The sequence below is a fragment of the Streptomyces sp. NPDC101151 genome (genome assembly GCF_044768335.1).
In the GTDB taxonomy this organism is placed as follows: domain Bacteria; phylum Actinomycetota; class Actinomycetes; order Streptomycetales; family Streptomycetaceae; genus Streptomyces.
Genome location: NZ_JBIWPP010000006.1, coordinates 197,703 through 210,162, shown reverse-complemented (window position 1 = coordinate 210,162; position 12,460 = coordinate 197,703). Strand labels below are relative to the sequence as shown.

11 protein-coding genes are annotated in these 12,460 nt (G+C 69.8%); 3 read left to right on the top strand and 8 right to left on the bottom strand.

All coding sequences use genetic code 11. The features are described 5' to 3' along the window. Positions 1–7: 7 nt before the first annotated feature. Complete coding sequence (aroQ, locus tag ACIRU3_RS14190; protein WP_404055876.1) at positions 8–481, bottom strand: type II 3-dehydroquinate dehydratase; 474 nt, start codon at positions 479–481, stop codon at positions 8–10. 208 nt (positions 482–689) lie between these two features. On the opposite strand from aroQ, the gene ACIRU3_RS14185 reads away from it, so the two are divergent. Continuing rightward, positions 690–1,985, top strand: a complete 1,296-nt coding sequence (locus tag ACIRU3_RS14185) for an MFS transporter (protein WP_404055874.1) — start codon at positions 690–692, stop codon at positions 1,983–1,985. Here ACIRU3_RS14185 and ACIRU3_RS14180 read toward each other — a convergent pair. From ACIRU3_RS14180 to ACIRU3_RS14155, 6 genes are all read right to left on the bottom strand, one after another. Next, complete coding sequence (locus ACIRU3_RS14180; RefSeq protein WP_404055872.1) at positions 1,975–3,075, bottom strand: calcium:proton antiporter; 1,101 nt, start codon at positions 3,073–3,075, stop codon at positions 1,975–1,977. The genes ACIRU3_RS14185 and ACIRU3_RS14180 overlap by 11 nt on opposite strands. Before the next feature lie 137 nt (positions 3,076–3,212). Next, positions 3,213–4,214: a TerC family protein gene (locus tag ACIRU3_RS14175; protein ID WP_404055870.1), complete on the bottom strand. Its 1,002-nt coding sequence runs from the start codon at positions 4,212–4,214 to the stop codon at positions 3,213–3,215. A 223-nt stretch (positions 4,215–4,437) separates the two neighbouring features. Next, a complete protein-coding gene (locus ACIRU3_RS14170; RefSeq protein ID WP_404055868.1) occupies positions 4,438–6,309 on the bottom strand; it encodes a TerD family protein in 1,872 nt (623 codons plus the stop codon). 52 nt (positions 6,310–6,361) lie between these two features. Next, the gene (locus ACIRU3_RS14165) at positions 6,362–6,940 is read right to left on the bottom strand and encodes a TerD family protein (RefSeq protein WP_404055866.1); all 579 of its coding nucleotides are present in this window, start codon (positions 6,938–6,940) and stop codon (positions 6,362–6,364) included. A 157-nt stretch (positions 6,941–7,097) separates the two neighbouring features. Further along, positions 7,098–9,245, bottom strand: a complete 2,148-nt coding sequence (uvrB, locus tag ACIRU3_RS14160) for an excinuclease ABC subunit UvrB (protein ID WP_404055865.1) — start codon at positions 9,243–9,245, stop codon at positions 7,098–7,100. Positions 9,246–9,285: 40 nt separating this feature from the next. After that, positions 9,286–10,164, bottom strand: a complete 879-nt coding sequence (locus tag ACIRU3_RS14155) for an MHYT domain-containing protein (RefSeq protein WP_404055863.1) — start codon at positions 10,162–10,164, stop codon at positions 9,286–9,288. Positions 10,165–10,441: 277 nt separating this feature from the next. Here ACIRU3_RS14155 and ACIRU3_RS14150 point away from each other — a divergent pair, with 277 nt between their 5' ends. Together ACIRU3_RS14150 and ACIRU3_RS14145 are read left to right on the top strand one after the other, a co-directional pair. Continuing rightward, positions 10,442–11,311, top strand: coding sequence for a glycerophosphodiester phosphodiesterase (locus ACIRU3_RS14150; protein ID WP_404055861.1), 870 nt, complete (start codon positions 10,442–10,444; stop codon positions 11,309–11,311). 71 nt (positions 11,312–11,382) lie between these two features. Next, positions 11,383–11,937, top strand: a complete 555-nt coding sequence (locus ACIRU3_RS14145; protein ID WP_404055859.1) for a methylated-DNA--[protein]-cysteine S-methyltransferase — start codon at positions 11,383–11,385, stop codon at positions 11,935–11,937. A 38-nt stretch (positions 11,938–11,975) separates the two neighbouring features. Here the strand turns inward: ACIRU3_RS14145 and ACIRU3_RS14140 are convergent, their stop codons facing one another. Further along, positions 11,976–12,404: a VOC family protein gene (locus tag ACIRU3_RS14140; protein WP_404055857.1), complete on the bottom strand. Its 429-nt coding sequence runs from the start codon at positions 12,402–12,404 to the stop codon at positions 11,976–11,978. Positions 12,405–12,460 lie beyond the last annotated feature (56 nt).

Genomic DNA, 12,460 nt, shown 5'->3' with positions numbered 1-12,460 from the left:
GCAGGGTCTACGCGTCGGCCTGAGCCGCCCCCACAAGGGCGGCGACCCGCTCCACGCCGAACACATAGCCCTGCACCCCGCAGCCCGCGATCACGCCGTCGGCACGCAGCGATACGTACGAGTGGTGCCGGAACGACTCGCGCTGGTGGATGTTGGAGATGTGCACCTCCAGCACGGGCATGCCGTCGCAGGTGTTGAGCGCGTCCAGAAGGGCGACCGAGGTGTGCGAGTAGGCGGCGGGGTTGATGACGACCCCGCAGTGGCCGAGCCGCGCCTCGTGGATCCAGTCGACCAGTTCGCCCTCGTGGTTGGACTGCCGGAAGTCCACCGTGCCGCCGTGCGCTGCCGCCGCCTTTGCGCACAGCGCCTCGACGTCGGCGAGCGTGTCCTTGCCGTAGATCTCGGGCTGACGCTGGCCGAGGAGGTTCAGGTTGGGCCCGTTGAGGATCATGATCGGGGCGTTGGCCAAGGTGCGGGGCACGGTTCCTCCGTCCGTTCGGGGCGGCTCGTCCACGACCGCTCTTCGGACCCGGTCTATCACGGCGGGCGGCGCGGCCGAGGGTCGCGTGCACCGGCCGCCGCGGCGCGCGCGGCGGCGACGTGATCACCTCCGCGCGCCCCCGTAACCCTTGATCACAGTGGGTAGTTGACGCGGTGTGCACGATGTACGGGCCGTAAGGGCCCCCTCCATGCCGCGGCTCGCGGCCGCCTCGCTCGCCGGAACCGCGATCGAGTTCTACGACTTCTTCGTCTACGGGACCGCGGCGGCCCTGGTCCTGGGCCCGCTGTTCTTCCCGACGTTCTCGCCGGTGGCGGGGACGCTGGCGGCGTTCGCGACGTTCGGGGTGGGGTTCGTGGCCCGGCCGCTGGGCTCGGTGCTGTTCGGGCACCTCGGCGACCGGCGCGGACGACGGCCGGTGCTGGTCCTCTCCCTGCTGCTGACCGGCGCCTCGACGGTCGCGGTCGGGTGCGTACCGGCATACGGATCCATCGGCATGGCCGCCCCTGTACTGCTGCTCGTGCTGCGCTTCCTTCAGGGGCTGGGGCTCGGCGGCGAGTGGGGCGGTGCGGTGCTGCTGACAGCGGAGCACGCGCCCGCGGGGCGGCGCGCCCTGTGGTCGAGCTTCCCCCAGGTGGGGCCCGCCCTCGGCTTCGTGCTCGCCAACGGGGTGATGCTCGCGCTGTCGGAGTCGCTGTCCGACGTGCAGTTCGCACAGTGGGGGTGGCGGGTGCCGTTCTGGGCGGCCGGTGTGCTGGCCCTGGCCGGGCTGTGGCTGCGCTCGTCGCTCGCCGAGAGCCCCCGGTTCCTGGAAATCGACGACCACGCGCGCGTGCCGTTCATCGAGGTCGTACGGCACCACGGGCGGCTGGTGCTGCTGACGGCCGGGGCGCTGGCCGTCGGGTACGCGGTGTTCTACGCGGTGACGACCTGGTCGCTGGCGTATGCGACCGAACGGCTCGGGGTGAGCCGCACCGTCATGCTGACCTGTGTCATGGCCGCGGTGGTGGTGAAGGGAGCGCTCACTCCTGTCGTGGCGCTGCTCGGCGACCGCTACGGGCGCCGTCCGCTGTGCCTGGTGGGGTGCACGGCGTGCGCCCTGTGGATGCTGCCGATGGTCGCTCTGCTGGGGACGGGCGAGCCACTGCTGATGTTCGTGGGCATCCTGGTCGCGCTGATCGCGTTCATCATCATGTTCGGGGTGATCGCCGCGTACCTGCCGGAGCTGTACGAGGCGCGGGTGCGCTGCACGGGGGCCGCGGTCGGCTACAACCTCGGCGGTGTCCTGGGCGGCGCGCTCACCCCCATCGTGGCGACGGCGCTGGCGGAGCACGGCGGGCGGGTTCCATGGAGCGTGGGCGTGTATCTGACGGGGATCGCCCTCTTGAGCCTGGTCTGCTTCGCACTCTTGCCGGAGACGCGGCCCGTGCTCGCACCGGCGGCGGAGCAGACACAGGCCGACCGGGCGGGCCGCGCTAAGGGTTGATCGCCAGCTCCAGGTAGGCCGCGAACAGCACGAGGTGCACACCGCCCTGCAGGGGTGTGGCCCGGCCTGGCACCACCGTCAGGGAGCTGACCACCACGGTCAGCAGGAGCAGCAGCATGTGCGTCGGCCCGAGACCGAGGACGAGCGGTCCCGACAGCCAGACGGAAGCGAGGGCGACAGCGGGGATGGTCAGGCCGATGCTGGCCATCGCCGAGCCGAGCGCGAGGTTGAGGCTGGTCTGCACCCGGTCACGACGGGCGGAGCGCAGCGCGGCGATCGTCTCCGGCAGCAGGACGAGCAGGGCGATGATCACACCGACGACCGCCTGGTCCAGGCCGGCCGCCGCCACACCGGACTCGATGGTGGGCGACACGCTCTTGGCGAGGCCGACCACACCGACCAGGGCGAGACCGAGCAGGCCGAGGCTGATCCAGGCCATGCGCGCGGACGGCGGCGTGGCATGGTCGTCAGCCGTGATGACCTCGCCCTGCCGGGTGATCGGCAGGAAGTAGTCGCGGTGCCGCACCGTCTGGGTGGCCACGAACAGGCCGTAGAGGATCAGCGAGGACAGCGCGGCGAAGGCCAGCTGCACGGTGGAGAACTCGGGACCCGGCTTGCTGGTCGTGAAGGTCGGCAGCACCAGGCTGAGCGTGGCCAGGGTCGCCACGGTCGCGAGGGCCGCGCCGGTGCCCTCAGGGTTGAAGACCGCGGTCCCGTGGCGCAGGGAGGCGACGAGGAGGCAGATTCCGACGATGCCGTTGCAGGTGATCATCACGGCGGCGAAGACGGTGTCGCGGGCCAGGGTGGAGCTCTTGTCGCCGCCGTCGGCCATGAGGGTGACGATCAGGGCCACCTCGATGATCGTGACAGCGACCGCGAGCACCAGGGAACCGAAGGGTTCGCCGACCCGGTGGGCGACCACCTCGGCGTGGTGCACCGCAGCGAGGACCGCCCCCGCGAGGACGACAGTCACCAGGGCGACGACCGCGCCGGGGAGATCACGGCCCCAGGTGAGGATCAGCAGCACGACCGCGAGCACCGGCACCAGGAGCGTCCACTGAGCGGTGAGCGACCTGAGCCGAGTGATCATGCAGCGATCGTGGCAGACACGTACAGGATTTGCATTCCGTTCCTTTCGGATCCGTTCTCATCCTTTCCGGTGCGGGGCACCAGCGCTGTTACGGTTGGTGCCCCGCAGGTGGGGTGACGGCTCTCGCGCCCCGCAGGTCAGGCGTCGACGCTGTCCTGCGCCGCGCCGCCGCTCCCGGTGCGCGCCGCCTCGGCGGCCGCCTGCTTCCTGGACGCCATCAGGCTGGTGACGGTGGTGACGACCAGGACCGCACAGATCACGCCGAGAGAGACCGGGATGCTGATCTCGGGGACATGGACCCCGGACTCGTGCAGTGCGTGCAGGACCAGCTTGACGCCGATGAAGCCGAGGATGATCGACAGGCCGTACGAAAGGTGGACCAGCTTCCTCAGCAGGCCGCCGATGAGGAAGTACAGCTGGCGCAGCCCCATCAGGGCGAAGGCGTTGGCGGTGAAGACGATGTACGGGTCCTGGGTCAGGCCGAAGATCGCGGGGATGGAGTCCAGCGCGAACAGCACGTCGGTGGTGCCGATGGCGAGCATCACGACCAGCATCGGGGTCATGACCCGCTTGCCGTTCTGCTGGATCCAGAGCTTGGTGCCGTGGTACCGGTCGGCCACGCCGAACCTGCGCTCCGCGGCCTTCAGCAGCTTGTTCTCCTCGTACTCCTCGTCCTCCTGGTCGGCGCGGGCCTCCTGGACGAGTTTCCAGGCGGTCCAGATCAGGAAGGCCCCGAAGAGGAAGAAGACCCAGGAGAAGCTGGCGATGATCGCGGCTCCGGCCGCGATGAAGACGGCCCGCAGGACCAGGGCTATGAGGACACCGACGAGCAGGACCCGCTGCTGGTACTGCGAGGGCACCGCGAACTTCGCCATGATCAGGACGAAGACGAAGAGGTTGTCGACGCTCAGCGACTTCTCGGTGATGAAGCCCGCGAAGAACTCGCCGGCCGGCTGACCACCGCCGAAGAAGAGGAGACCGAGGCCGAAGAGTCCGGCCAAGGCGATCCAGACGGCGGTCCAGATACCCGCTTCCTTGATCGACACGTCGTGAGGCTTGCGCCCGATGAAGAAGTCGACCGCGATCAGGACGGCGAGACCCGCGACGGTCAGGACCCACAGGGCCACAGAGACGTTCACTGCACCTCCGGCATTACGTAACGGCAAACACTTTCAGCGTTGTCGCTGCCGGAGGTCTCTTCCACCCGGGACGGGCCGGCGCCCCGGGATCGAGATCGATCCGTACTGACGGGTGCGCCGCAGTCAGGGAGTACTCCCCTCCGCACGGAAGACACTACCCAATCACCAAGGAAAGGTAAAGTGTTCAGTAAAAACAGTCCCAAAATCCCTGGTCAAATGCCCTTTACCTACGCTTGGTACTGGCTGTTGTCACCTCGGTGAGCACCTGCTGAAGGATCTCGCTGCCGGGCGGCACGAGTGCGGGCTCGTATGTCCAGGCGTGACCGACCCAGGGGTCTGCGAGGTGGTCGTCGGGTACGGGGGTGAGTCGCATGAGCGAACGCCACAGCGGGTCGAGCAACGGGCCGTACGCCTCGGCGTCCTCGCGGTCCGCGACCATCATCAGGTGGACGCCGACGGCCGGGCCCTCGTCGGCGAGATAGCGCAGCTGGGTCACGGCCCGGTCGTCGAAGCCGTGCGGAAAGTCGTTGACGATCAGCAGCTGCTGGGCGGTGTCGACGTCGGGTGGCAGCGACTCGGCAGCGCCGCCTCGGACCGCCATCAGCGTCAGGTCGACCCGCCGGGTGAGCCGTCCCAGGACGTCCGCCACGCCCGCCGCGCCGCTTGCGGGCGGCGCCGCGACAGCTCCCGGCCGCGTCAGCGGCAGGAGCGCCTGGGCCCCGGCGCCGGCCGGGTCGACGATCTGCACGGCGAACTCCCCGGCCGGGTGGACGGCGAGCAGCCGGACGGCGAGCGCCACCGCGGCCTCCAAGGCGAGCCGACGCGTCTCGGTGGAGTCCAGGACGGCGTCATCGGGTTCTGCGACCGGACCGCTGTCGATCCACAGACCGCGCTCCAGCGGCAGCCTGACCAGCATGGGAATGCGCAGCGGGACGCTCTCGGGGAGGTGGAGATCGCCGAGCCGCACGGCCATGGGCGGCTCGGCCGGCACGTCGTAGGCGTGCCAGACGGGGTTGTCCCAGCCGGCGTAGGCCGGCGGGAGCGCGGGCTCGACGACCTCGGACTCGGCGGTGAGCTGGGCGAGATCGCGGTCGAGGGCGGCCCGTGCCTGGTCGACCAGCTGGGTGTGCCGGGCGTGGGCGGCTTCACGCACGACCTCGCCGGCCGTGCCGAGCCGGCTGCGCGGGTCGGCGAGAACCCGGTCGAGTTCCTTCTCCAGCCGGGAGTCGGCGAAGTCGACGGCGCTGCGGTACGCCGCCGTGGTGCGGGCCAGATCCTCGAACATGCCCCAGACCTGGTTGTACAGCCGCTCCTCCATCGACCAGCCGACCGCGTCGCCCGCCACGGGCAGGGCCGGCTGCCCGTCCGGGACCGGGGACGCCGGGGGCGGGGCGGTGCGGGGACGCCGTTCGGGGTGGGTGTAGTCGACGGGGCCGCCCGGTGTCCGCGCGTCGTGCGGGTCCTGGTGGCCCGACGACCGGGCCGGCCGCGACTCCGGAGAGCCGGAGGCGTCCTCGGGCTGCGGTACCGGTATCGCGCGGGCGAGGCTTCGGGCCACCGCCTCCTGGATGCCCGCTGCCAGTCCCTCGGCCTGGGGCAGGCCCTGGTCGGCGAGGAGTGCGGGGAGACCGCCTGCGTAGCCCTGGCCGACCGCGCGGACCTTCCAGACGCCCTGCCTGCGGTACAGCTCCAGGGCGACGACGGCCGACTCGGCGTCCAGGCCGGTGAGGGTGTAGCGCACGATCTCGGTGCCATCGAGGGCGGTGACCGCCGTCCGCGGGGCGGTGACGGTGCCGAACCGGGCTGCCCCTCCCGGCTGCGTGGGCAGGGCCAGCAGCACGGTGACGCGGTGGACCGCCTCGGGCAGGGCTGCCAGGTCGACGGCCAGACGGTGGTCGGCGGCGGCCTGCCCGGAGACCTCGATTCCGGGCAGTGTGGGGGCGCCGGGGTGGGCGACCCACTGGACGCCGTGCACGATGCCCTGCTCGTCGCCGAGCGTGGCACCGGCCAGGACCGGTAGTCCGGCGGAGATCCTGATCTCCAGCCGGACCTGGGACAGCGGGTGGTTCTGTCCCCGCACCAGCTCGGCCGTCATCGCCGTCGCCCCCTGTGTCGTGTTGTCGTGCGCGCCGGACGGGCGTGCGGTTCTACAGGTGCGGCAGGATCGCCGGCATCAGGTCCTGGAAGGTGCGACCCCTGGCCGGCTCACCGACGGCGGTCATCGTCCAGCCAGAGCCCACGCGGTGCACCTTGGCCATGATCTGGGCGGTGTACTCGCCGCCGCCCGCCAGCGTGTAGCGGGCGAGTTCCTGGCCGTTGGTCTCGTCCACGAGGCGGCAGAACGCGTTCTCCACCTCCTGGAAGGTCTGTCCCGTGAAGGAGTTCACGGTGAAGACGATCTGGTCGATGTGGACCGGGACGCGCTGCAGGTCCACCAGGATGGCCTCGTCGTCACCACCCTGGCCGGCTCCGCCGACGAGGTTGTCGCCGGTGTGGCGAACCGAGCCGTCGTCGCTCACCAGGTGACGGAAGAAGACGACGTCGACCGGCTGCTTCTCGGCGAAGAGAACCGCCGACGCGTCCAGGTCGATCTCGCGGGTGCGCGAGCCGAACAGGCCGCGCCGTTTCGCCGACTGCCAGCCGAGACCCATGCGGACCGCGGTCAGGGTGGCCCCGTCCTTCTTCTCCAGGCTGATGGCCTGACCCTTGGTCAAGTTGACGGTCACGGCTGATTCCCCTCTCGGTGTTCCCCTGTTGCCGCACAGAGGGCGGCTGTCCAGAACCCTACGCAGGGGCACCGACAGTGCCGAACCCCGGCTCGCGGTTTGTGTCGGTGTTGCAACACTGCACGCATAGGCCGAGGTCCGGCAGGGTCCCATGGGGTCAGGCCAGACCCGCCTCCCGCATCTGGCGCAGTTCCTTCTTCATCTCGGAGACCTCGTCGCGCAGCCGGGCCGCGATCTCGAACTGCAGCTCGGCGGCGGCGGCGCGCATGCGCTCCGTCATCTGCTCGATCTGCTCGGCGAGTTCGGCCGCCGGGCGGTCCGTGGGCACCGCGGCCGCCGCCTTGCCCTTGGCGGCCTTTCCGGCCTTCGCACCCTTGGCCGCCTTGTCGCCGAGCGACGGGACGGGTGCCTTGGCGCCCTTGCCGTCCTTCAGCTTGCGGTAGCCGGAGCCGAGCAGCTGTTCGGTGTCTACCTCCTCGCGGGCGATCTGCGCGACAATGTCGTTGATCTTCTTGCGAAGCGGCTGCGGGTCGATGCCGTTGGCCTTGTTGTACGCGACCTGCTTCTCCCGGCGGCGGTTGGTCTCCTCGATGGCCTTCTCCATCGCCGGGGTGATCTTGTCGGCGTACATGTGGACCTGGCCGGAGACGTTGCGCGCCGCGCGACCGATGGTCTGGATGAGCGAGGTACCGGAGCGCAGGAAGCCCTCCTTGTCGGCGTCGAGGATCGCGACCAGGGACACCTCGGGCAGGTCGAGGCCCTCACGGAGCAGGTTGATGCCGACCAGGACGTCGAACTCGCCGGAGCGCAGCTCGCGCAGCAGCTCGACCCGGCGCAGGGTGTCGACGTCGCTGTGCAGATAGCGCACCTGGATGCCGAGCTCCAGGAAGTAGTCGGTGAGGTCCTCGGCCATCTTCTTGGTCAGCGTCGTGACCAGGACGCGCTCGTCCTTCTCGGTGCGCTTGCGGATCTCGTGCACCAGGTCGTCGATCTGGCCCTCGGTGGGCTTGACCACGACCTCCGGGTCGATCAGGCCCGTGGGGCGGATGATCTGCTCCACGACGCCGTCCCCGCGCGACAGCTCGTAGGCACCCGGGGTCGCCGACAGGTAGACGGTCTGCCCGATGCGCTCCTGGAACTCCTCCCATTTCAGGGGGCGGTTGTCCAGCGCGGAGGGCAGCCGGAAGCCGTGCTCGACCAGGGTGCGTTTGCGGGAGGCGTCGCCCTCGTACATGGCGCCGATCTGCGGGACCGTGACGTGCGACTCGTCGATGACGAGCATGAAGTCGTCCGGGAAGTAGTCGAGCAGCGTGTTCGGCGGGGAGCCGGGCGAGCGGCCGTCGAAGTGCATCGAGTAGTTCTCGACTCCCGAGCAGGAGCCGATCTGGCGGAGCATCTCGAGGTCGTACGTGGTGCGCATCCGAAGGCGCTGGGCCTCCAGGAGCTTGCCCTGCTTCTCCAGCTCTGCGAGGCGCTCCCCCAGTTCCTTCTCGATGTCGTTGGCGGCCCGCTCCAGGCGCTCGGGTCCGGCGACGTAGTGGGAGGCCGGGAAGACGTACAGCTGCTGGTCGTCGCTGATGATCTCGCCGGTGAGCGGGTGGAGCGTGGACAGCGCCTCGATCTCATCGCCGAACATCTCGATGCGGACGGCCAGCTCCTCGTAGACCGGGAAGATCTCGATGGTGTCGCCGCGCACCCGGAAGGTGCCCCGGGCGAAAGCCAGGTCGTTGCGCGTGTACTGGATGTCGACGAAGCGGCGCAGCAACTGGTCGCGGTCGATCTCGTCGCCGACCCGGAGCGGGACCATCCGGTCCACGTACTCCTGCGGAGTACCGAGGCCGTAGATGCAGGACACCGAGGCGACCACGATGACGTCACGGCGAGTGAGCAGCGAGTTCGTCGCCGAGTGGCGCAGACGCTCGACCTCCTCGTTGATCGAGGAGTCCTTCTCGATGTAGGTGTCCGACTGCGGGACGTACGCCTCGGGCTGGTAGTAGTCGTAGTACGAGACGAAGTACTCGACCGCGTTGTTCGGGAGGAGCTCGCGGAACTCGTTGGCCAGCTGGGCGGCCAGCGTCTTGTTCGGCGCCATCACGAGGGTGGGGCGCTGGAGCTTCTCGATCATCCACGCGGTGGTGGCGGACTTGCCGGTGCCGGTCGCGCCGAGCAGGACGACGTCCTTCTCACCGGCCTCGATGCGTTTGGCCAGCTCGGCGATGGCCGCCGGCTGGTCACCGCTGGGCTGGTAGGGGCTGACGACCTCGAAGGGCGCCACCGTGCGTTCGATCTGGGAAACGGGCCGCATGGAATCCACCGTACGGCCCCGCACTGACAACGGGTCCCGGTCAGCGTTTCTGCGGGGTGCGGGAGCTGTGGTGCCCGGGGTGCTGGACCGGCCGGCGGCGGGGGTGCAGCGGCACGTGGTGGTCCTGATGGGAGGCGACGGCGGCGGCCGGGACACCCGGCTTCAACTCGACGGGCGGCCGGGTCGGCCTGCCCATGACCATCAGCGGATCGAACAGCACGACGACGCCGGCGAGGAGCAGGAAGGCGAGCGGGCCGATCAGCATCGGCGCGAGCACCGAGGCGGGTGAGCCGCTCACGGCGGCGTCGGAGGTGCCGTGGAGGTGGACGTCGAGGGCGGCCATGCCGGTGTAGTGCATGCCGGTGACGGCTAGGCCCATCACCAGACTCGCCCCGACGCTCCACAGGAAGCCCCGGACCTGTCCGGCTGCCCACAGGGCGGCTGTGGCGGCCACGACCGCTATGACGACGGAGGCGGCGACGGTGAGCGTGTTGTAGGTGAAACGCCCGTTGAAGTGCATGCCCGCCATGCCGAGGTAGTGCATCGAGGCGACGCCCAGCCCGGTGACCGTGCCGCCGGTGAACAGCGCCGTGCCGGTGGCGCCCCGGTAGCCGACGATGCCGATGCCGACGCCCACCATGAGGATGGCGATGCCGAGGCTCGCGTAGGTGATCGGCTTGTCGTAGTGGATCGGTGCTTCCTCGATGCTGAAGCCCATCATGGCGACGAAGTGCATGGTCCATATGCCGGAGCCGATCGCGGCCGAGCCGAGGGCCAGCCAGGCGGGCCGCCGGGAGTGCGTGACCAGGAGGGACCGCGTGGTGCAGCGCAGGCCGAGCGCGCCACCGAGGCAGGCCATCAGAAAGGCCACCAGCGGGGTGACGGCCCCGTAGCTGAATTCGTCGACCGTGCCCTGCATGCGCGGCTGCCCTTCCGCCCTCTTGCGTCCCGGAATATCTGAATGCGCCCCCGTCCCAGGACCGCAGCGGCGGTCAGGGTTGACGCAGAGAGTATGACCCCCACCGGAATGGTCGAACGATTTTCCGGCAAAGAAACACGTCCTTGCCCCACATGTGCGGCACCCGTGAGCGGACTTGGACGGCACGTTCATGGTGTGGCCGTCCTGCGCCCGGGTAGCGATGACCCTCTGCTGCCAAGCTGGTGCTGTCGGTATTCGCTCGACGCGAGGAGTCCGCATGTACGCGCGCGCAGTCGCCGCCACGACCACCGCGATCCTGGGGACGGCAGTCCTGCTGACCCCCACCTGCGACGCCCGGGCGGGCGAGGCCGGCGAGCCCACGGTGATCGCCCACCGCGGTGCCTCCGCCTATGCTCCCGAGAACACGCTGGCCTCCATCGACAAGGCCTCGAAGCTGGGCTTCTCCTGGGTCGAGAACGACGTCCAGCGCACCAAGGACGGCGAACTGGTCGTCATCCACGACGACAGCCTGCAGCGCACCACGAACGTCGAGGACGTCTTCCCGGGCCGGGCGCCCTGGAAGGTGAAGGACTTCACCGCCGCCGAGATCGCCCGGCTGGACGCGGGCAGCTGGTTCTCCCCGGCGTACGCGGGCACGTGCGTACCGACACTGAAGCAGTACATGCGCCGGGTCGAGCACAACCACGAGAAGCTGCTCCTGGAGATCAAGAACCCGGAGCTGTACCCGGGAATCGAGCAGCAGACCCTGAAGCTTCTCGGCAACGAGGGCTGGCTGGACGGACGGCACCTCGGACGGCTGATCGTGCAGAGCTTCAGCGCGGACACCGTGCGCACCGTCCATGAGCTGAAGCCGGCTCTCACCACCGCCTACCTGGGCAGGCCGTCGGTGGCGGAGTTGCACCAGTACGCGGGCTTCACCGATCTGATCAATCCCTCGTACGGCTCGATCTCCAACGGCTACGTCTCGACCGTGCACGCCCTCACCGGACCGCACGGCAGACCGCTCGAGGTGTTCGCCTGGACGGTGGACGACGCGGCCACGGCGTGGAAGGTCGCGGGCTACGGCGTGGACGGGGTCATCAGCAACAAGCCCGACGTGGTCCGGGCGGCGCTGGACTCGGACTGAGCGCCGGGCACGGACCGAGCCGGGAGCGCTGCGCCACGGGCGTTGTCAGTGGCGGGTCGTACGGTGGGCGCATGGACAGCCATGGACAGGACGAGCAGCGGGTCGTGTGGGCCGTCGTGGGCAGCGGCATCGGCCCGCTGATGCTGGCGGCGACCCGTGAGGGACTGGTGAACGTCGTCTTCCACGCCACGGACACGGTGCGCGAGCGGGCCCTGGAGCGGTTGGCGTCCCGGCTGGGCACCGAGCCCGTCGAGGACCTGGACTCGCCGCTGCTGGCCGAGGCGATACAGCAGGTCCAGGCGTACTTCGAGGGAGAGCGCCACGACTTCGACCTGCCCCTGGACTGGTCGCTGATCTCGGGCTTCAACCGGCAGGTGCTGCGCGAGCTGGCCACCGGCGTCCCCTACGGCACGGTGGTCGGTTACGGCGATCTGGCCGGGCGCGTCGGGCAGCCGGGCGGGGCGCAGGCGGTGGGCGCGGCGATGGGCGCCAATCCGCTGCCGGTCGTCGTTCCGTGCCACCGGGTGGTGGAGAGCGACGGCGGTCTCGGTGGCTTCGGAGGCGGTCTGGAGACCAAGCGGAAGCTGCTCGCCCTGGAGGGCGTGCTGCCCGAGCCCCTGTTCTGACGGGTGACGGGTGACGGGTCCGAGCGCCACGGGTGCGGCTACGCGTAGTGCCTGGCCTCGAAGATGTTGCCGTCGGGATCCCGGAAGTAGAAGTTCCGTGTGGCCTTTCCGCGGGCGCCGAAGGAGTCGTACCCGATGTCGGTCATCGGGACCCCGTGTTCGGCCAGGCGGACGCGCAGGGCGTCGAAACCGGCGGACGGCAGCGAAAGGCAGACGTGGTTGACGGGGTGTCCCGCGCTGTCGGCGGAGCCGGGGAGCATGTTCATGCGCTCCACGAGGCTGCGTGGCGCAAGGTCCAGGATGGTCTCCTCGTTGACGCGCACGGAGGGGAACGACACCTTCCCCTCGGCGAACTCGGTGACTCTGAGCGGCTCGAGGCCGACGGCATTCTCGTAGAAGCCGGCCGCTGCGACCGGGTCGGCCACCCACAGGACGACGTGGTCGAGACGCGGGGTGTGGTCAGTCATGCCGTCCAGGCTGGTGGCGTCTCCCACAGACGGCAAGTGTTTAGCCGGCCGTGCCG